At 68.3% G+C, this 19,756-nt stretch carries 16 protein-coding genes and 1 tRNA gene; 10 read left to right on the forward strand and 7 right to left on the reverse strand.

Annotation, left to right across the window (positions count from 1 at the left end; translation table 11 throughout):
- Both QZT59_RS01245 and QZT59_RS01250 read left to right on the forward strand, forming a co-directional pair.
- On the forward strand, positions 1 to 363 hold a 363-nt coding region (locus QZT59_RS01245), incomplete at its 5' end, for an MBL fold metallo-hydrolase RNA specificity domain-containing protein (RefSeq protein ID WP_343195715.1).
- Between the two features lie 571 nt (positions 364 to 934).
- Positions 935 to 1,573 (forward strand): hypothetical protein, encoded by a 639-nt coding sequence (locus QZT59_RS01250; RefSeq protein ID WP_290810240.1) that lies wholly within the window; start codon positions 935 to 937, stop codon positions 1,571 to 1,573.
- A 105-nt stretch (positions 1,574 to 1,678) separates the two neighbouring features.
- Here the strand turns inward: QZT59_RS01250 and QZT59_RS01255 are convergent, their stop codons facing one another.
- Together QZT59_RS01255 and QZT59_RS01260 are read right to left on the reverse strand one after the other, a co-directional pair.
- A complete protein-coding gene (locus QZT59_RS01255; RefSeq protein WP_290810242.1) occupies positions 1,679 to 3,034 on the reverse strand; it encodes an MFS transporter in 1,356 nt (451 codons plus the stop codon).
- Positions 3,035 to 3,224: 190 nt separating this feature from the next.
- Positions 3,225 to 5,144, reverse strand: coding sequence for a beta-CASP ribonuclease aCPSF1 (locus QZT59_RS01260; RefSeq protein WP_290810244.1), 1,920 nt, complete (start codon positions 5,142 to 5,144; stop codon positions 3,225 to 3,227).
- A gap of 467 nt (positions 5,145 to 5,611) precedes the next feature.
- Here QZT59_RS01260 and QZT59_RS01265 point away from each other — a divergent pair, with 467 nt between their 5' ends.
- From QZT59_RS01265 to QZT59_RS01275, 3 genes are all read left to right on the forward strand, one after another.
- Positions 5,612 to 7,012: a M20/M25/M40 family metallo-hydrolase gene (locus QZT59_RS01265; RefSeq protein WP_290810246.1), complete on the forward strand. Its 1,401-nt coding sequence runs from the start codon at positions 5,612 to 5,614 to the stop codon at positions 7,010 to 7,012.
- A 99-nt stretch (positions 7,013 to 7,111) separates the two neighbouring features.
- On the forward strand, positions 7,112 to 8,212 hold the full coding sequence (locus QZT59_RS01270; protein ID WP_290810248.1) for a DUF3179 domain-containing protein: 1,101 nt from the start codon (positions 7,112 to 7,114) through the stop codon (positions 8,210 to 8,212).
- A complete protein-coding gene (locus QZT59_RS01275) occupies positions 8,209 to 8,811 on the forward strand; it encodes a hypothetical protein (RefSeq protein WP_290810250.1) in 603 nt (200 codons plus the stop codon). The genes QZT59_RS01270 and QZT59_RS01275 overlap by 4 nt, the downstream gene beginning before the upstream one ends.
- A 324-nt stretch (positions 8,812 to 9,135) precedes the next feature.
- On the opposite strand, the gene QZT59_RS01280 is transcribed toward QZT59_RS01275, so the two are convergent.
- The 3 genes from QZT59_RS01280 to QZT59_RS01290 form a co-directional block, all read right to left on the reverse strand.
- A complete protein-coding gene (locus QZT59_RS01280) occupies positions 9,136 to 9,615 on the reverse strand; it encodes a histidine kinase (protein WP_290810252.1) in 480 nt (159 codons plus the stop codon).
- A 577-nt stretch (positions 9,616 to 10,192) separates the two neighbouring features.
- A tRNA-Arg gene (locus tag QZT59_RS01285) sits at positions 10,193 to 10,267 on the reverse strand.
- A 242-nt stretch (positions 10,268 to 10,509) separates the two neighbouring features.
- A complete protein-coding gene (locus tag QZT59_RS01290; RefSeq protein ID WP_290810254.1) occupies positions 10,510 to 10,677 on the reverse strand; it encodes a DUF1059 domain-containing protein in 168 nt (55 codons plus the stop codon).
- A gap of 696 nt (positions 10,678 to 11,373) precedes the next feature.
- Between QZT59_RS01290 and QZT59_RS01295 the strand changes: the two genes are divergently transcribed.
- Entirely contained in the window at positions 11,374 to 12,348 is a 975-nt protein-coding gene (locus QZT59_RS01295) for an ATP-binding protein (RefSeq protein WP_290810256.1), read from the forward strand.
- Positions 12,349 to 12,480: 132 nt separating this feature from the next.
- Here QZT59_RS01295 and QZT59_RS01300 read toward each other — a convergent pair whose 3' ends face one another.
- Positions 12,481 to 15,822, reverse strand: a complete 3,342-nt coding sequence (locus tag QZT59_RS01300; RefSeq protein WP_290810258.1) for a PAS domain S-box protein — start codon at positions 15,820 to 15,822, stop codon at positions 12,481 to 12,483.
- Between the two features lie 289 nt (positions 15,823 to 16,111).
- On the opposite strand from QZT59_RS01300, the gene QZT59_RS01305 reads away from it, so the two are divergent.
- Entirely contained in the window at positions 16,112 to 16,423 is a 312-nt protein-coding gene (locus tag QZT59_RS01305) for a hypothetical protein (protein WP_290810260.1), read from the forward strand.
- Positions 16,424 to 16,693: 270 nt separating this feature from the next.
- Positions 16,694 to 17,218, forward strand: coding sequence for a response regulator (locus QZT59_RS01310; protein ID WP_290810262.1), 525 nt, complete (start codon positions 16,694 to 16,696; stop codon positions 17,216 to 17,218).
- Between the two features lie 278 nt (positions 17,219 to 17,496).
- On the opposite strand, the gene QZT59_RS01315 is transcribed toward QZT59_RS01310, so the two are convergent.
- Positions 17,497 to 17,955 carry a response regulator gene (locus QZT59_RS01315; protein WP_290810264.1) on the reverse strand — a complete coding sequence of 153 codons (459 nt, stop codon included), beginning with the start codon at positions 17,953 to 17,955 and terminating at the stop codon, positions 17,497 to 17,499.
- A gap of 500 nt (positions 17,956 to 18,455) precedes the next feature.
- Between QZT59_RS01315 and QZT59_RS01320 the strand changes: the two genes are divergently transcribed.
- Positions 18,456 to 19,103 (forward strand): bacterio-opsin activator domain-containing protein, encoded by a 648-nt coding sequence (locus QZT59_RS01320; RefSeq protein ID WP_290810266.1) that lies wholly within the window; start codon positions 18,456 to 18,458, stop codon positions 19,101 to 19,103.
- Between the two features lie 108 nt (positions 19,104 to 19,211).
- A complete protein-coding gene (locus QZT59_RS01325) occupies positions 19,212 to 19,571 on the forward strand; it encodes a hypothetical protein (protein ID WP_290810268.1) in 360 nt (119 codons plus the stop codon).
- The last annotated feature ends 185 nt before the right edge of the window (positions 19,572 to 19,756 follow it).

Below are 19,756 nucleotides of genomic sequence, written 5' to 3' on the forward strand. Positions count from 1 at the left end.
CCCCGGGCGATGCTGACCCGGATGGCCCGCGGCGAGACGCCCTACGAGCTCGACGACGGCGACAAGGTCGTCTTCTCCGCGCGCGTCATTCCGGAGCCGACCAACGAGGGCCAGCGCTACCAGGCCGAGAAGCTGCTGGGCATGCAGGGCGCGCGCGTCTACGACGACATCCACGTCTCCGGCCACCTGAACCAGGAGGGCCACTACGAGATGCTCGATGCCCTCCAGCCCCAGCACGTCATCCCCGCCCACCAGAACCTGAAGGGCCTGTCGGGGTACGTCGACCTCGCCTCGGACGAGGGCTACACGTTGGGTCGCGACGTCCACGTCTCGCGCAACGGCAACCTCATCCAGCTCGTCTGATCCGGGCATCTCCGGCCGGTCGCTCGCCGATCCCGCGTCTCGCACGATGGCGCCGTGAGCCGTGCCCGCGGATCACCCGCGAACGGCGCGAAACGTACCGTCGGGCCCTCGGCGCGCGTTCCGGCGCGGCCGCGGGGCTTCACACGACGGTACAGGACCCCGAATCCGCGAGTCGAGGACGTGGTGTCGGGAACCGGTCGAGCGGCCGGGACGCTGGTGCGCACTCACTCGAAATGTGCCGGCGTTCGTGATCGGTCCCCGATATGCCGGCGTTCGTGATCGGTCCCCGATATGCCGGCGTTCGTGATCGGTCCCCAATAGTCCGACGTTCGTTGTCGTTTCCCGCCGATCGTTCCGGATGTATGCAGCGAAACGTATTTACGGGTCGGTTTTGAACGAACGGGGGACAGCGGCGCGGCCTCGTTGCCCTCTCCGGATGCACCCCGCCACGATCTTGGGCGTCGGACCCGTTCGACGCGCCGGAGCGCCTCGCGAACGGCCCGGGGCTCCTCTCCCGGTACGATCGCGAGCTTCCCTCCCCGTCGCGCACGACCCCCTCCCGATGAATCGAATGGACCCTGCCGCGGACGACGACGGTGGCGCCCTGCGCGACCTGCCGGACGAGCTCCCCGCCGGCTCGTCGATCCTCGTCGCGAAGCCCGCTCCGATGGACGACCGCACGCTGACGCTCCGCCTCTCGGACCGGTACGCCGACCCGGCGGACTGCCGGCTCGTCCTGACGACCGCCGTCGACGCGGAGCGAACGATCGACCAGCATCGGGCGGTGGTGGACGATTCCGCGTCGGGCCGGCTTGCCGTGGTCGACGCGAGCGGCGGGAACCGGCCCTCCGCGCCGTTCCAGGAGCACCCCACGGTTTCGCTGCCGAACCCCTCCGAACTGACTCGCATCGTGCTCGCCCTCCAGCAGCTCGAGTCGACGCTGTCCAGAGACTGCGAGACGATCGACGTCGTCGTCCGGTCGCTCTCGCCGATGCTCGCGGAGACGCGGCTCGAACAGGTCACCCGCGTCGTCGAGCAACTCGTCGACCGACAGCGATCGACCGGCGGCGTCGCCGTCTTCGGAATCGAGTACACGCGACACGACGATCGGACGATGCGCCGGCTCGCCGGTCTGGTCGACGCCGTGGTGTGGGTCGAGGCGACGGGTGACGAGACGGATTTCGACGTCCAGTGGACGCGAGGTCGCTGAGCGGATACGGGCGGTCCGGAACCCGCCGGAACGATCGGCGTCGGTGGCTCCGGTCCGCGATCCGCGCTCGCCCGGCGTGGTCCGACGCCCGAACGCGAAGCCCGCTCACCAGGTCGTGAGCGCCCGCGAACCGTGAACGGTGACGAGGATCGCGAGGAACGTCGCCGCGCCGGTCAGCGCGAACGCGCCGCCGAGGGTGAAGACCGACGCCATGCTCACCTCGACCATGAGCCAGCCGCCCAGCAGCGGGGCGACGACGCTGCCCGGCCGCCAGACGAGCTCGCGGATCCCGAAGCTCGAGGCGACGCCGCCCTCGCTGGTCCCCTCGTCGGCGAACAGCGCCATGCTCGCCGGCTCGCGAAAGCTGTCGGCGACGCCGAGAAGCCCCGAGAGCGCGACCAGCGGGAGGAACGCGGGCGAGACGTTCGACACGAGGACGAGCTGGCCCGGAACGGCCTCGACGGGCACCACGCCGGGAAGCGCGAGCCCGGCGATCGCGCCGGGGAGCGCGACGACGAGCTCCGACGGGAGATTCAACGCGGCGCCGATCGCCGGCGAGAGCGGGACGAACAGCGCGATCACGCCGTAGGCCGCCCCGCCGGCGAAGACGAACAGCGCGCGGCCGTAGACGTCAGAGAGCCGGCCGGTGAACGGCTGACAGCACATGTTGGTGAACTTCTCGACGGTGACCGTGAGCGCCACCGCGATCCCGCCGTAGGCCAGTCCGCCCTCCGCGGCGGCGACCCCGGCGAAGATCGGCACCCAGGTCCGCACGAGCGTCACCGAGAACGCGTACTGGAAGCGAAACGCGGAGATCGTGAGGATCCGGCTGTTGAGCGCGAGGCCCGCGAACGGGAATCCCTCGATCCGCGTCTCGTCGGGGCCGAGATAGCGGAACGCGATCAGCCACGCGACCAGCATGATGCAGACGATGACGGCGAATATCGGTCCGAAGCCGAAGGCGTCGTAGAGGCCGCCGGCGCTGAGCCCGCCGACGATCGACGCCGCGAAGCTCGCCGCGTTCGCCTTCCCGATGTGGTTTGCTCGCGTCCCAACCTCGGCGAGCTGGCCGACCAGCGAGAGCGTCATCAGGCCGGCACCGGTGACGGCGATCCCCTGGAGCGCGCGGATCGCGATGAACGATCCGCTGGAGTCGACGATCGGGAACGACGCGTAGACCGCGACCCCGATCGCCAGCACGACGAGCAGGACGGTCCGCTTGTCGAACCGGTCGCCCGCCCACGCCAGCGGGACGACGGCCGCGGTCTGGGCGAGCGTGAACCCGGTCGTGTACATGCCGATGACCAGCCCGGCGCTCACCGAGATCCCCAGGATCGTCGTTCCCGACGGGTCGAGCTCGTTGATGTAGTAGGGAAGGAGCGTCACCAGCGTGATGAACCCGAACCCCTCGGAGAACCGGGTGAGGTAGAGCGCCCAGAACTGCAACCTGTCCTCGTTCACGGGTCGGACTTCGACGGAGCGACGAAAGGTATTTCGAATCGAAAATTCCGGCTCGCGTCGACGCGTTTTTTCACCGGCGAATCCGGGTCACCCAGTGACCGAAGCGCTCCCCGGGAGCGCCTCCAAGCGCGGACGAGAGGGCCCCTCGGCACCGCCTCCAAGCGCGGACGAAAGGGCCCCTCGGCGCCGCCTACGAGAACCGGAACGTCTCGAGGTTCTTCGGCTGGTAGGTTCGCACGTCGAACTGCTGGTAGAGCGCCGAGGAGAGCTGGTCGGTGGCCGCCTCGTCGCCGTGGACGCAGAGGATCCGCTCCGGGCGAGGGTTCATCTCCTTCACGTACCGTTCCAGACCCGCCCGGTCGGCGTGGCCGGAGAAGCCGCTGACGGACTCGATGCGACACTCGAGGGTGACCCGGTCCGCCCGGTCGCGGCGGTCGTCCAGCGAGACCTCGGTTCGGCCGCTCTGGATCCGGCGGCCGAGCGTGCCCTCGGCCTGGTAGCCGACGAACAGCAGCGTGCTGTTCGGGTCCGGGCCGAGCAGCTCGAGCCAGGACATGATCGGTCCGCCGGTGACCATCCCCGACGTCGAGAGGATGATGCAGGGGTCGCCGCTGGCGATCCGCTCGCGCATCTCGTGGCCGCCGTCGACCTGGTCGAACTGCTCGGCCAGGAAGGGGTTCTCGTCCTCGTGGAGGATCCGCTGACGGAGGCCGTCGCGGAGGTACTCGGGGTAGGCCGTGTGGATCGCCGTCGCCTCGCGGATCATCCCGTCGAGGTAGACCGGCATCGTCGGGATCTCGCCCTCGCGCATCGCCTCCTCCAGGACGAGCATCAGCTCCTGGGAGCGCCCCACCGCGAACGCCGGGATGACGACCTTGCCGCCCGCGTCGTGGGTCTCTCGGATCAGCTCGGCGACGCGCGCCTCGCTCTCTGCGGTCTCGGTCTGGTGATCTCCGCGCCGGCCGTACGTCGACTCCATGATCATCGACTCGGCCCTGGGGAAGTTGTTGACGGCCCCGTTGAACAGCCGGGTCGGCTCGTAGTGGATGTCGCCGGTGAAGACGACGTTGTGAAAGCCGTTCCCGACGTGGAAGTGACAGACGGCGCTGCCGAGGATGTGGCCGGCGTTGTGCATCGTCAGCTTGACGTCCGGCGCGATGTCGGTGGTGCTGTCGTAATCGACGGTGATCGTGCGCTTGATCTCCTCGCGGACCTGCTCGCTCGAGTACGGCGGCGTGCGACCCTCCTTGGCGGCGACGTCGAGGTAGTCGAGTTGCAGCAGTCCCATCAGATCCCGCGTGGGCGCCGTAGTGTAGACCGGCCCGTCGTAGCCGTACTTGAACAGCAGCGGGAGCAGCGCGCTGTGATCGAGGTGGGCGTGGGTCAACACGACGGCGTCGATCGACTGCGGGCCCGCGCCGAACGCTTCGGGCGCGTGGAGGTACGGGACCTCGCCCTCGGCGCCGGGTTTGTCCCCGCAGTCGATGAGGATCTTCGAGTTCGGCGTGTTCAGGAGGAAGCTCGCCCGGCCGACCTCCCGACAGCAGCCGAGCGTCGTGACGCGGACCCAGTCGACTTCGTTCGGCGGCTCGCGGTGGATCCCCTCGCCGACGCGCTCTAAGAAGTCCCGGCGTTCGCCGCGCTCTTGACGCAGGAAGCTCCGGACGTTGTCGACGGTCGACGATTCCATCGGCGGCGTCCGGATCACCTCGGGCGTCCAGCCGATCTCCTCGGTGATCTCCCGGAGGGTGCTCCCGCGCCGGCCGATCACCAGGCCGGGCTTCTCCGCCTCGATGACGACCTCCCCGACCTCGGCGTAGAACTCCAGCTCGCGGATCTCCGCCTCGTCGGGGACGATCTCCTGGATCGCCGCCCGCGCCTCGTCGGGACTCGACTGGGTCCCCGGCGCCGGCCGGATCGTGATCCGCTTTTTGAACGTTCGCGCGAGCGTGCCGATGATGTCGCCGTCTTTCGCGAACTCGCGGGGCGTCTCGGTGTAGACGACGAGGTCGGGCCCCTCGTACCTGACCTCGGAGACGTCCAGTTCCGGGGGCAGTTCGGCGTCGACGCGGTCGTACAGGTCCGACGGAGATGCGGTGGTGTCGCTCATAGATGAGTTCGATCGGCGCTCGTTCGACCGCGGGGACGGCGGCGGGCGAACGCGCCCGACTCGCGAAGCGGTCGATCGAACGCCGAACGTCGAAACGGCGGGTCCGGTGCCGTGAGCCCCGGCGGGCTCGCCCGTGAACGGCCCGAAACCCCGATACCACCGTTTGGCCCATCGGATACAAAAGCCTTCTCACCCCGGCCGGCCCCGCGACGGTCCGACCCGACATTCCGCCGCCTCGACCCGAACGTCCCGAAGGTGCCCGGACGAGCCGTCCTCGGAGCGGTCGCGCCCGACCCCGAACGGCGATCGCGACCGTCGACCGAACCGGCGGCGATCGCTCGTCGGTCCGCACCGGATCCGGACCGCCCCGCCCGCCGGCGTCGGGGACGACCGGCCGGGCGATCGAGCCGAACGCGACCGAACGGCTCGATCGAAACGCCGATGCGGACCGCGACGAATCCCACGGTATGGAGGCCGCCATCGACCGGGCGATCGACGCGAACCTCGACGACTACCGCGAGGCGCTGTTCGAGCTCCTGAGACAGCCGAGCGTCAGCACGACCGGCGACGGGATGGACGCCGCACCCGACCTCGTCGTCGAAACGCTCTCCCGGTTCGGGTTCGAGACCGTGCGACGGATCGAGACGGATCGCTATCCGGTCGTCTACGCCGAGCGGCTCGCGGACGACGCCGCGCCGACGATCCTCTTCTACGGCCACTACGACGTCCAGCCGCCGGGGGCCGAGACCGAGTGGGACTCGCCGCCGTTCGAACCCACCGTCAGAGACGGCAGCATCTACGCCCGCGGCGCGGGCGACAACAAGGGCCAGTTCGCCGCCCACGCCTTCGCCGTCGACGCCCTGCTCGAGGCGGACGCGTTCCCCGAGGTGACCGTCAAACTCGTCCTCGACGGCGGCGAGGAGAGCGGTAGCGCGGGCTTTCGGGACTACCTCGCGTCGAATCCCGCCGAACTCGCCGACGCGGACGTCGTCTACGTCGCTGACGGGCCGATGTTCGGCCCCGCGTCGGGCGGCGGGGGCCGGGGCGCCCGCGAGCGACGGCCCCTGATCGCCTACGGGAACAAGGGCGTCCTCTCGTTCCAGCTCGACCTTCGGACGGCGAACACCGACCTGCACTCCGGGAACTTCGGCGGGCCGGTCCCCGACGCCGCGACGGAACTCGTCGCGGTGCTGGCGTCGATGCGCGACGGCGACGAGATCACGATCGACGGCTTCCACGAGGGCATCGACGTGACCGCGGCCGACCGGGCGGCCGTCGAGGAGGTCCCCACCGACGAGGCGGCGATACGGGAGGAACTCGAGCTCACCCACCTGGCGTCCGAGCTGCCGTACTACGAACGATTGCTGCTGGGCCCGACGCTGACGATCAACGGCCTCTCGTCGGGCTACCGGGGCGACGGCATGAAGACGGTGCTTCCCTCGACGGCGACGGCCAAACTCGACTGCCGACTGGTTCCCCACCAGGATCCCGACGACGTCTTCGAAACCGTCCGCGACCACGTCACGGCCCACCACCCCGACGTCGAGGTGACCAAACAGGGGACGTTCCCGCCCCTGAAGACGCCCATCGACGCGCCGGTCGCGGACCCGATCGCCGCGGCGCTCGAGGCCGTCTGGGAGAGAGACCCGGTCGAGTTCCCGGTCCTCGGCGGCAGCCTCCCCGCCGCCTACTTCCGGGAGGTGCCCGCGCTCGCCGACGTTCCGGTGCTGATCGTCCCGTACGCCAACCCCGACCAGGGGAACCACTCGCCGAACGAGCACCTCGATCTCGAGTGCTTCGAGAACGGGATTCGGACGAGCGCGACCGTGATTCACGATCTGGGCGAGGCGGACGCGTTCGCCGAATAGGTCGTCGTCGATCGGTGGTGACAGGAATCCGAACTGCGCCTGTGTGTCGGTCGCACACGACTTGCGCCCGGTTATCGTGACGGCGTCCGTCCGATACGTATGGACGACCGACGACGACGTACGGCCCTCTCCAGGCGATCCCTTCTCGGCTCGAGCGGCGCCGTCGGCCTCGTCGCCCTGGCGGGTTGTCTGGATCGATTCGGCGGCCCCGATCGCACGGCGAGCGCGGGGGACGCGTCGACCGGTGGACCGCCGACGGCCGATCGATCGCTCCCCGAGGAGTACGCGACCGACGAACTCGAGGACGCGAGCCTCTCCGGGGGCCCGGGACAGGACGGCATCCCCTCCGTCGACGACCCGCAGTTCGCCTCGGCCGACGATCCGCCGTCGAACCTGGCGGACGGCGATCCGGTCTTCGGCGTCGAACTGAACGGCGAGTCGAAGGCCTACCCCCAGTACACCCTCGTGTGGCACGAGATCGTCAACGACGTCGTCGGCGGCGAATCGGTCGCGGTGACGTACTGTCCGCTGACCGGGACGGCCCAGGGCTTCTACCGCGGCGACGTCGAGCTCGGCGTCTCCGGCCGACTGATCAACAGCAACCTCGTCATGTACGATCGCGGGACGGAGACGTGGTGGCCCCAGATGCTCGCGTGGGGTGTCCGCGGTCCGCTCGAAGGCGCCTACCTCGAGGAGTTTCAGGTCACCTGGACGACGTGGGAGCGCTGGAGGGACGGGTTTCCGGAGACGGTCGTGCTCACGGAGGATACCGGGTACGTTCGGAACTACGGAGACGATCCGTACGGGGCCTACAATCCGCCGGTCGGGTACTACGAGAACGAGGCGACGCTCTTCAGTCCGCTCGCGACCGACGATCGGTTCCCGCCGAAGGAGGTCGTCATCGGCGTCCGGAACGCCGACGGCGCGATGGCCGTCCCGAAAGCGACGCTCCGCGAGCGGGAGGTGATCGAGGGGACGATGAACGACGTTCGATACGTGACCGTCTACGACGACGCGCTCGATACGGGCTACGCGTATCGGAACCCCGACGACGAACCGGTCGAGTGCGACGACGGAGTCCTCACCGTCGCCGGCACCCGGTACGACCCGCAGTCGCTTCCGCTCGAGCGCGAAATCGGGTTCGACGCGATGTGGTTCGCCTGGTACGGGTACTATCCGTCCACGGCGGTCCACGAATGAGCATCGACGATCGGTTCGCTCCGGATCCGCGGCGACGGATCGACCGAACGCTCGCCGCACTGGTGCTCGTCTTTCGTCGGCACGATTCGCTGGCGATCGCCGCCGTCGTCACGGTCGGTTACCTCGCGGCCTTTCTCTGGGCCGTGGGCGACCTCGCATTTCGACCCGACGTGGCGGCGAACGTGATCGTCGTCGACGATCCGACGGCCCGCATGTTCGACCGGACCGGTCCGGCGTCGTTCGAGGCCGTCGCACTCCTCGACACCGGCGTCGTTCGAGTGCTGGTCTCGCCGGTCAACGTGGCGCTCGGCCTCTCTCTCGCCGGCCTCGTCGGCGTCAACCTCGGACTGACCTACCTCGCGGTCGTGCAACCGGCGGCCTGCGGGATCGGTGCGGGATCCGGTCTGTTCGCGTCGCTGCCAGCGCTGTTGTCGGGTACCGTCTGTTGCGGACCGGTGGTCCTGATCGCCCTCGGAATCCAGGCGAGCGGCCTGTTGTTGACCATGTTCGCGTGGCTCTTGCCGGTCGGGGTCGGTCTGTTGCTCCTGAGCTTCGTGTACGTGGCCGGCAAGATCGACGTCGACGGGGCGTCCGTGTGACAGCAAACGCTTCGACGGCAGCACCCGACGAATGCGAGGGGACGGCGACGCAGAACGCCGAGCGGCGGCGTCGGGAACGACCACCGACACCCGCCCGCTCGGGTGAGATTCCGCGGTTGCCGGTCGTGTCGACTTCGACAGAGCGTCGTCTCGACGGCGAGTCCGTCCTACTGGGCGAAGGGGTCGTCGTACCGGGCGGCGAGGTAGCGAATTGGTGGCACAAAAAACGGATGCTGCGGAGGGAGGGGACATCAGATGCTGCGGAGGGAGGGGATATCAGATGTTGCAGAGGGAGCGGACATCAGATGCTGCCGAAGTGGGGGACTACGTTCGCGCGATGAGCGCGTACGCCAGTCCCAGAATGACGCCGTAGACGGCGTGTCCCAGCAGACTCTGTCCGTTCCAGTCGGGGACGGGCGGCGCCATCTCCGTCATCGCGCCGACCCACGCCGGCATGACGAACGACGCGAGGACGAGCCAGAGGACGATCCCGTAGGCGAGCCCCGCCGCCGCGATACTGGCGTTGCTTCCGAGCCGGTTCCCGAACCCGGTCGTTCCGAGGAGCGCTCCGAAGACGACGCCGAGCACGATCGAGTTGAGCATGTGGATCGCCCAGCCGACGGCGAGCGACGGCCCGAGGCCGTACATCCCCGGGATCGCCATCTCGATGATCGGCCCCATCGTCATCGTCATCATCGCGCCGAACGCGACGCCGCCGGCGACGCCGCCGACGAGGCCCGCTTGCCACGGTTCGAGTCGAGTCCGCGTTCCGGTGTCCGTTCGTCCGGCCGTTCGAGATGCCATACCCGATTTACGGTGACGAGTCTTCTAACTGGGGAACCTACGTGCAGAGGCCCGCCACACCCAACACCCGTCAACCGTTCGGCTATCGTCGCCGTCGGTCTCCACCGGTGACGGAGTGTCGGTCCGTGGTGCCGTCGATCCGATCGGGATCGTCGAGTTCGACGGGGCGTCCCTCGCTCGATACGCCCGCGCCGAACGCGGCGTGGCTGGCGCCGTCTTAGCGGGGGACGGCCTCGTTCGTCCGACCGGCCACACCGACGGCGCGCTCGCTCGTCGGCCGTGACCTAGCCGCCGTTCCAGAGCAGGCCCTGGCCGTGGCGTCGATGCTCGGCTCGGCGGTAACTGTCCCATCAGACGCTCCACCGAGGAGTTCGCGCCGGGTCAGCCCGCGTCATCGACCGGTCACGGAAGGTCGCGATTCGCTTCTCACGTTCGTTCGTCCCGACGCAGCGGGCACGAGGGGATTCGAACCACGGTCGGACGGTCTCGCTCGCTCCGCTCGCGAGCCTGCGACCTCCCTGATTCGAACCCATCGTTGTTCGCGATTCGCTCCTCGCCTCCGCTCGTCGCACAATCACGGGCACGATGGGATTCGAACCCACGACCGTCGGATTAGAAGTCCGACGCTCTATCCGGACTGAGCTACGTGCCCTCACCACGATATCACGGCCCGGACGGTATAAGAAACGTGGATTTCTCTCGGTCGAGGATTCCGCCCACTGACGGCGCGCTCCAGACGGTGAATCGGCGGAAGCTGAGACGCGTGACGTCCGATCCGCGCTCGGGCAGTTGCCGATCCCGGTCGCCCAAGCCGGGGCCGCGGTCCGGTCGCTTCGAGCGAAACGTCGCCGAAAATAGCGGCGATGGGATCGACGGTGATCGGCAGAGCAGCGATCAGACGTCCCGCATCAGCCCTTCGATATCGTCCCGAGAGACGGTCTTGTCGTGGGTCTGCTCGGCGTGGTGCTGGACGAGGTCGACCAGCTCGTCCTCGTTTTCGTCCCGAACGAGGAATTCACAGTCGTCGAATCCCGCCGCTTTACAGTTTACTTCTTTTACCATGAGCGCTCGTCCCCTTCGCAGGGAAGAATCATATGCTACCGATTGGCATAACGGTTGTCGGGCGCCGGGGTGACACTCCACCGTCCTAATCGGTTCGCGGGCCTCGGGGCGCGAGGTGCCGTCGACGTCGAGCGCCTAGCGGACCGACGGCCGCCTGCGAGACGCTACCGCCCTGCGAGGAAAGTTGACGAGTTCGGGACGAGGATCCTCGTTCGGTACGCTCGGCGGAGAGCGGATCCAGGACGTCTACCCGGGAGAGCTCCTGGCGGGTATCGAGCGGAACTACCGCGCGACGCTCGGCGGCGAGTCGGCCTCGTTCGAGCTGGCGGTTCAGGGGCGGACGTTCGAGTTCCGCACCCACTCGGTGACCGACGACGCCGGCGACGGGTACGCCGTCCTATCGATGTCCCAGGACGCCACCGAGCGAACGCAGCGCGAACGGGAACTCGCCCGGCGGGCACGCCAACAGCGAGCCGTGGCCGATCTCGACCAGTTCGCGCTCGAGACAGACGACCCGGACGAGCTCGTGCGCGAGGCGACCCGACAGGTGGCGAACGTCCTCGACGACGAGTACTGCAAAGTGCTCGACCCGAACGCCGAAACCGACGAACTCCTGCTCCGCCAGGGCGTCGGGTTGAGGGACGGCCTCGCGGGCGAAGCGACGGTATCGGCCCTCGAAGCGGACTCGCAGGCGACGTGCACCCTGCGAGCGACCGCCCGATCGTCGTCGAAGACCTGGAGACGGAAACGCGGTTCGGCGGTCCGGAACTGCCGACGAGCCACGATGTCCGGAGCGGCATCAGCACCATCAGCGGCCCGTACGACGAACCGTGGGGAATTCTGGGCACTCACGACACCGAACGACGCACTTTCACCGACGAGGACGTCGCGTTCATCCGGAGCGTCGCCACCGTCCTCGCGGAAGCGATCGAACGCCACCGGTACCAGCGGGAACTCGAGGGGCTGGTCGCGGATCTCGAGACGTCCAACGAGCGCCTCGAACAGTTCGCCTACGCCGCCTCTCACGACCTGCAAGAGCCGCTGCGGATGGTCTCCTCGTACCTCCAGCTCGTAGAACGTCGCGACGAGGACGAACTCGACGCGAAGGGGCGCGAGTTCCTCGAGTTCGCCGTCGACGGCGCGGACCGGATGCGATCGATGATCGACGGACTCCTCGCGTACTCCCGCGTGGAGACCCGGGGAGAACCGTTCAGGCCGATCGACCTCGAGGACGTTGTCGCGGACGTTCGGGACGATCTCGACGTTCGGTTCGGCGAAACCGACGCCGAACTGTCGATCGAGGAGCTTCCCCGGGTCGAGGGGGAGGAGCGCCAGATCCGGCAGGCGTTCCAGAACCCGATCGACAACGCGGTCACGTACAGCGGCGACGACCCTCCGCGGATCCGCGTCTCCGCCGAGCGAAACGGCACGGTGTGGACGGTGTCGGTTAGCGACGGGAGACTCGGCATCGATCCGGCCGATCAGGAGCACGTCTTCGAGATCTTCCAGCGTGTGACACTCCGGGACGAGCGGGCCGGAGCGGGAATCGGACTGGCGCTCTGCGAGCGCATCGTCGAGCGCCACGACGGCGATATCTGGGTCGAGTCGGAACCCGGGGAGGGCTCGACGTTCTCGTTCACGCTTCCGGCGGTGGACGAGCGCGGCGGGTAGGGGACCGAACGTCTCCGGCCGAGCTCCGCGCGCGGTCGCGGGCGGCCCGACCCCTCACGTCGACGCGGGCGGCCCGAGGCAATTCGACGGTCGCGGGCCCCTCACCCGTGGTCGAGGGACCGATCCGGCAGGTCACGTCGTGGGTGCGAACAGCAGATCGAACGCCTTCCGCTGAGCCTTCCGCAGGTGCTGGTGGAAGGTCGGCGGGGCCACGCCTAGCGACTCGGCGACGCCTTCTGCGGACGTTTCGCGAGGCCACTCGAAAAATCCCGCGCGGTAGGCGGCCTCCAGGGAGGCACGCTGTCGCTCCGTGAGTTCGGTCACGAGTCGGCGGTGGATGCGCTGGGGGTCGTCCGCCTGTCGACTGATCTGGTGGCGACGAAGCATCTCGGCCTGCGGGTGTTCGGCCGCGATGACGTCGATAACGTGGCGAACCTCGGCGGTCGGAGCGAGGTGGATCGCGAGCCGGACGTCGCCGTCCTCGATGACGGTTCGATCGATGTACCCGCCGAGGGACGCGACGACCGAGAGGATCGGCGGGTCGCTCACCTCGAGTTCGAAGCGGATGGGATCGCCGTCCGAGCGGACGGTGACCGCCCCCCAGGAGGGGAGCGCCTCGACCAGCTCGGTCACCGCGTCGAGCGCGTCGGGCGTCGCGGTGCCGTAGACGAGGAACTGGTCGTCGCCGACCGGGACCGCGTGGTCGAGCGTGATGGTCCCGTCGGTGTCGACAGCGACGTCGACCGTCGAGAACGCGTCCGGGATCCGGAATTCGAGTTCGACCAGTTCGTCGCTCAGCAGCGCACGCTTGCGCTCGGCGGCGGCGATGGCGTGGCCGACGACCGCGCCGATCTGACCGACGACGTCCTGCTCCACCCGATCGAACGCGTTCGGACGGTCGGCGTAGACGCCGAGCACGCCGTAGACGGTCCCCTCGTGGACGACCGGAATCGCGGCCACCGCGCTAAATCCGTACTCGGCGGCGGCGTCCCGCCACGGTTCGAAGGCCGGGTCCGCGAACACGTCGCGGACGACCTGCGTCTCCCGCTCGCGGACGGCCGTCGCGCCGGGTCCCTCGCTCGTCGGCTCGTCCGAGTCCATCGAAATCGTGATCTCGTCGGCGTAGCCTCGGGTTCCGGCCGTGGCGCGCGGTTCGAAGGTGTCGGTCGTCGAGTCCACGGCGGCCAGCCACGCGAATTCGTACGCGTCGGACGCCGCCAGCGCGTCGCAGACGGCCTGTTCGATCTCCTCCCGGGTCGACCGATCGACGACGGCCCCCGTAATCTCGCCGACGACCTCGTTGATGCTGTTGACCGCCGCGAGCCGTTCGCGCTGGCGTTCGAGTTCGCGCTCGCGCTCGATCCGGTCGCCGACGTCGCGGACGACGCCGACGCGGCCCGCCTCGCCGTCCCCGACCGCGAATCGGTCGAACCGACTCTCCACGGCGACGGAGGTGCCGTCGGCCCGGTACAGCTCCTCTTCCAGGACGGCGACGCCCAGCTCGCCCGATTCGAGTTCTACCTGCTTCTCGTCGGCGATTTCGACGAACTCGTTCCCGAACACGAGTTCCGCGGCGGCGCCGAGGAGCTCGTCCCGCTCGTACCCGGTCAGCGAGACGAATCCGTCGTTCACCGCGGTGAACCGGCGGTCGCCGTCGAGGACGAAGATTCCGTCGTCGACCGTCTCGACGATGCGCTCGTACCGTTCTAACTCGCGTTCGCGGCGCTTCTGGTCGGTGATCTCGCGAAAGTAGACCGAGAGCCCGCTCTCGGAGGGGTAGAGGGCGTTGTAGAACCACCCGTCGACCGGGTCGTGGTAGTCCTCGAACGCGACGGGTCGCTGGGAGTCGCGAGCCTCGTACAGCGCGCGCTCGAGCGGCTCCGCGAGGTCGACCGCCTCCCGGATGTCCGCACCGATGGCGAACTCGTCGAGTCCCATGGCGGCCCGCGCGTAGTCGTTCAGGTAGCGAAACCGGAGTTCCTCGTCGAGCGCGTAGAAGCCGTCGGAGACTCGCTCGAACACCTCGTCGAGTTCGGCCCGCAACTCGTCGCGCTGGCGTTCGAGCCGGCGCTCCGTCCGCTTTAGCGCCGTCACGTCCTTGCCGGCGACCACGACCCGCTCGATGGCTCCGTCGTCGTCGAACAGCGGCGTCACGGTGAGCGAAACCCACCGACGACCGCCGCCGGGCCCGTCGTGCTGGACCAGCCAGTCGGAAACCGGTTCCCCGGTCTCGATCACGTGCGGGACCGGGTGGTCCGCCGACGAGATCGGATCTCCGTCGGCATCGTAGACGTCGAAATCTTCGATTTCGAACTCTGAGGCGGCCGTTTCGTCGATACCGAGCGCCCGCCTCGTCCGGGAGTTGATCCGCTCGACCGACCCGTCGGCCCGGAAGACGGCGAGCCTGACCGGGGCGGTCTCCAGGAGTCGCTCCGTGAGGTCTCGCTCGCGGCGGAGCTCGCGCTCCCGCTCGCGGCGATCGGTCGTGTCGCGCGTCACCTTCGCGTAGCCTCGGAGCGAACCGTCGTCGTCGCGGATCGCCGTGATGGTGACGTTCGCCCAGAAGAGCGAGCCATCTTTTCGGATGCGCCAGCCTGCTTCCCGTATCGAGCCGCGGTCGGCGGCGGCGTTCAGGTTTCGCTCGGGGGCGCCCGCGTCGCGGTCGTCGTCCGTATAAAACGTCGAGACGTGCTCGCCCAGGATCTGGTCGGCCGCGTACCCTTTGATCTCCCTCGCTCCCTCGTTCCAGGTGACGACCCGGCCCTCCCGATCGAGTCGGAAGATGGCGTACTCCTCGACCGCCTCGATCAGCGAGTCGAACTGCGCACGGTCCTCTCGACGGGGCCGCTCACCGCGCGTCCGGTCGGTGATATCGACGTAGCGTTCGACCCGTCCGCCGGCGTACTCGCCGGACTCGATCGGCTCGCTCCGGCGGTCGAGCCAGCGCTCCTCGATCCCGTCACCCCCCGTCACACGACACTCGAAGCCTTCGGCCTCCGCGTCGGCGTCGGGCGTCGCAGCGACCGTCTCCGCGAAGGTCGCCGGGTCCTCGACGACCGGCGCGACGCGCTCCTCGACGAGGCGGCGGTACGTCGCGCCGACGTCACGCTCGCGGTCGAGCCCGAGGTACCGTTCCGCCGCGGCGTTGATCCGGACGACCTCGGACTCGACGTCGAGGACGACGACGCCGACGTCGACGGCGTCCAGGACGTCGTCTGGGGCCCCCGCGGCCGCCTCGCGATCCGGGCTCGTCGCGTCGGCGTTCGTCGGCGGTCGCCACCACACGCGAGCGTTCGCGCCGACCTTCTTGGTCTCGAGCCGGTCGTGCTCGACGAGGCGTTTCAGACGGGCGTACGTGCTCCGTCGGCCGAGGTCGAGGCGCTCGGCCACCTCGGGCGTCGTCCGCGGTTCGTCGGACCCGTCGAAGGTGGCGAGCGTTTCCCGGAGGCTCTCGGTCAGAGATCCCGACGTCATTATCTCCGTACCGGGCTCCCGGAACATTAGAGTTCCGTCGACGGAGTCCCGTCGACGTTCTGTACCCGGGACGAGAGATTCGTCCCCGGGCTCCGTATCCATCGGCGATCCGTTATGGCGACGTGGCGACCACCCAGTTACGCTCGCGAACAGAACCTAACCGGTTCTAGTATACCCTTAGGAGTGAACGAATTCTTTGTCGCGATACGAGCCGGCGGCCGACGGCCGAATCGATCCGAGACAAATGTCCCCTCCCCCGAACGCGACGACTGACGATGGTACGAAAGCAGTGGAACTGACCGAGAGCGACCGTCACGAATTGCTCGCGGCGGAGCGACGCCGACTGACGCTCGATATCCTCGAGGGAAAGACGGCGTCGATCGAACTCGCGTCGCTGGCGACCGGGATCGCCGCACGCGAGCGCGGGCTCGACGCCGCCGACGAGGACGTCGTCAAGCGCGTGACGGTCTCGCTCCACCACACGCACCTGCCCATAATGGTCGATGCGGGCGTTCTGGACTACGATCCGGAGGCCAAACGGATCGATCCGTCCGGGAGGACCGTCGGCGGCAGCCGACCGAATCGCACCGCTCGCCGATGAACGCTCGAGCACGTCTCGCAGATCCGTACCGGGAACCCTCTTGGGCCCGCGGGGAGACGCGAATCGTGCGGCGTCGACGGGACGGAGACCCTGCCCGCCGTCGACCGGCAAGCGGTCGGGGTCGGGCCGGTCGTCGCGTCCCTCGACCCCGCGGCGGGATATTCGCCGGAACGGACGGCGGCGTGGGCCGCCGTGGACCGCCGGGTGACGCGCGAAACGACCCGCCCGAGAGAACCACCGACTCGTCCGGCGGTCCCACCGACTGATCGAATGACCGCCGATCGACGATCCGATCCGCCGTCCGATGCCGCCGCGAGCGGCCGCGCCGTCCACGAGAATCGCGCCGTCGAGATCCTCCTGATCGAAGCGAACCGAGGCGACGTCCGTCTCCTCCGCGAGCTGTTCGCCGAGGCCGGCATCGGAAACGACGTCCACGTCGCGTACACGGCGGACGAGGCGCTCGACTTCGTCCTCCGGCGAGGCGAGTACGTCGATGCGCCGCGTCCGGACGTCGTCCTCGCGGACCTGCACCCGTTCGAAACGCGCAGCGAGGGCGTCGTGGACGCGTTCGCCGATCACCTCGAACTGCGCGAGATTCCGACGATCGTGTTGGCGAGTTCGGCGACCGAAGCCGATCTCGTCCGGTCGGCCGGCATCGACGCGGACGCGTACGTCCAGAAGCCGATCGATCCCGGCGAATTCGTCGACCTCGTCCTGGAGTTCGACGGCTTCGGGATCACGGTCGTCCGCGAGTCGGCCGACGGAGACGGCGGATCGTCCCGCGATCGCGAGTGAGACCGCAAAATCGAGGTGGCGACGGTAGCCGGCCATCCACGGTCGAACCCTCGTCGCCGTGAACGGCCGCCGTCCGACCGGTTTCCATGACGGTCGAATTCGTGCGTACCGATCGAACGGATCCGTCGCGAGTACCGCGGTCGGTCCGTCTCCGCGGGATGGGCCGGCGCATCGTCCGAGAGAGTCGCCACGTCGGCGTAGCCGAACCGGCTACGTAGCGTCGCTGAGGCCTTCGGTCGGTCGGCAGTCGAGAGACCGCGACGGCGAGCGACGGAACGTCACCTCTCCTTCGGTGGGAGGCGGACGAGTTTCAGCCAGAATTCCTCGATCGCCCGCGCGAGACGATCGAACTCGGCCGACGAGTCGGGCTTTCGCAGGTACGCGTTCGCGTGGAGCTCGTACGAGCGGACGATGTCCTCCGACGCGTCCGACGGCGTGAGCACGAGGACGGGAATCTGGCGCAGTTCGGCGCTCTCTTTGAGTTCGGCGAGGAGCTCGGGACCGTCGTCGTCCGACAGGTGAAGGTCGAGCAGGACGAGGTCCGGGCGGGGCGCGTCGGCGTGCTCGCCGCGCTGATCGATGAACTCGAACGCCTCCTCGCCGTCGGAGACGACCGCGACCTCGTTCGTCGTCGGCGTGCTCTCGAACGACTCGATGAACCGGGAGACGCGATCGGGGTTCGGTTCGACGAGGAGAACGTCGTAGAGACGATCGGACTCCGAGAAATTATAACTCACTTTCGAGCACCAGTAGTCCAATCTGCGGGTCGAACGTCGATAGCTACCGCGTCAAAATGTGTAGGGGCGAAGCGATCACGACCGCCTCGACCCCGCGGCCGCGTGGATGCTGCGACCCGATTCGCGGCGGAGCGGATGCTGGGACTCGAACCGCGGCGGAGCGGATGCTGCGAACGGGTTCGCGACCGCTCAGATGCACAACCCGACTCACGGCCCCGCCTCGGATCGGTGGCACACGGGCGGTCGTCCGATCGTCTCGTCCGAGCGCACACTGCCGGGTCGGCTTCCTCCCGCAACTAAAGTCGTGGGCTTCCGCCTCGAATCCGTGTGATCGTATCGCGCTATCAGTCCTCTGCCGGCGCGACGAACATCGGACGGGCGGCGAGCGCATCAGCCGTCGCCGCTCGTCCCGCCGGTCGGTCGAACGGTCGTATCGACCGCGCTTTCGACCCGTGAGAACATCCCGTCGCCTTTTCTCGTTCGACCGCCCGCTATCCGGCATGAGCCTATTCGGGGAATTCCACGTTCCCGCCGCCGAGTTCGCACTCGGCGATACGTTACGCGAGCTTCCAGAGGTGGCCGTCGAGGTCGAGCGCGTCGTCGCGACGGACGGGGTGCTCACGCCGTACTTCTGGGTGAGCGGCGACGACGTCGAGGAGTTCGAGGCCGCGAGCGAGACCGACCCCACGGTTCGCGATCTCCGTCGGTTGGACGACTTCGAGCGGTCCACCTTGTTCCGGGCCAAGTGGACGGCCAAGACGGACGCCGTCGTCTACGCGTACACCCAGGTCGGCGCGACCATCCTCGAGGCCAGCGGGCGCTGTGACGAGTGGACGCTCTGCATGCGATTCGACGAGTACGAGGATCTCCATCGGTTCCAGAACCACTGCGACGAGCGAGCGGTTCCGTTTCGACTCGGTCAGCTCCACGAGCTCGCCCAGCCCCGAACGGGGAGGCAGTACGGCCTGACCGAAAAGCAGAACGACGCCCTCGTGACCGCGTGGGAGATGGAGTATTTCACCTCAGGGGACGTGACCCTCGCGGACGTCGCCGCGGAGCTGGACATCACCCCCCAGTCGCTGTCGGAACTGCTCCACCGGGGGTACCGAACGCTGGTCGAGCAGACCCTCGTCGTGACCGCCGAATGAATCGGACGGGGTGTGCGCGAAACCGAACGCCCGCCGAGCCGACGCGCACATAAAATCCTTCCATCGAAGGATGAGCGCTGAAGGAACGCCCTCTGCTATCCAACGGAAATGGACGCCGGACCGAGCGAGTTCGACATCGCTCTGGAGTTGTGCCGCGACGAGCCTCGACGGATCGCCCTCGCCGTCATCGAGAGGGAACGGCGGGCGCTCACGCTGAACGACCTGACGAGAGCGGTTGCGGAGGAACGTCACGGCGCGCCGATCACCGACGTTCCCGGCGACGACGTGAACCGAATCCACCTGTCGCTGCACCATCGACACGTACCGAAATTGTCGGATGCGGACGTCGTCGAGTACGACCGAGAGCGCGGGCTGGTGGAACCGACCGACCGATTCGATCGATTGGGACCGCACCTGTCGGCGATCATCGAGGCGGATCCCGAGCTGGAGATCCTCGACGCCGACTGAGGGCGTTCGACCGGGCACCGGTTCGATCGATCGAATTCGTCTCGGCTCCGAACCCGGCCGGGGCCGATTCCGGTCGCGCCCATCGCCGTCTCGCCCGGCCAATCCAACTGCCGTCGGTAGTCTCACAGGATCTGTTATTCGCCACACGGACGCGCACGAGAGTCGGTTTTCACCACACGGACGCG

It is taken from the genome of Halovivax sp. (genome assembly GCA_007119345.1).
GTDB lineage: Archaea > Halobacteriota > Halobacteria > Halobacteriales > Natrialbaceae > Halovivax.

Excerpts from the sequence above, each read along its gene's own strand:
- QZT59_RS01265 (WP_290810246.1), top strand. The coding sequence starts at position 5,612 with ATGGAGGCCGCCATCGACCGGGCGATCGACGCGAACCTCGACGACTAC.
- QZT59_RS01300 (WP_290810258.1), bottom strand. The coding sequence starts at position 15,822 with ATGACGTCGGGATCTCTGACCGAGAGCCTCCGGGAAACGCTCGCCACC.
- QZT59_RS01280 (WP_290810252.1), bottom strand. The coding sequence starts at position 9,615 with ATGGCATCTCGAACGGCCGGACGAACGGACACCGGAACGCGGACTCGA.
- QZT59_RS01250 (WP_290810240.1), top strand. The coding sequence starts at position 935 with ATGGACCCTGCCGCGGACGACGACGGTGGCGCCCTGCGCGACCTGCCG.
- QZT59_RS01290 (WP_290810254.1), bottom strand. The coding sequence starts at position 10,677 with ATGGTAAAAGAAGTAAACTGTAAAGCGGCGGGATTCGACGACTGTGAA.
- QZT59_RS01275 (WP_290810250.1), top strand. The coding sequence starts at position 8,209 with ATGAGCATCGACGATCGGTTCGCTCCGGATCCGCGGCGACGGATCGAC.
- QZT59_RS01310 (WP_290810262.1), top strand. The coding sequence starts at position 16,694 with ATGACCGCCGATCGACGATCCGATCCGCCGTCCGATGCCGCCGCGAGC.
- QZT59_RS01260 (WP_290810244.1), bottom strand. The coding sequence starts at position 5,144 with ATGAGCGACACCACCGCATCTCCGTCGGACCTGTACGACCGCGTCGAC.
- QZT59_RS01325 (WP_290810268.1), top strand. The coding sequence starts at position 19,212 with ATGGACGCCGGACCGAGCGAGTTCGACATCGCTCTGGAGTTGTGCCGC.
- QZT59_RS01320 (WP_290810266.1), top strand. The coding sequence starts at position 18,456 with ATGAGCCTATTCGGGGAATTCCACGTTCCCGCCGCCGAGTTCGCACTC.
- QZT59_RS01270 (WP_290810248.1), top strand. The coding sequence starts at position 7,112 with ATGGACGACCGACGACGACGTACGGCCCTCTCCAGGCGATCCCTTCTC.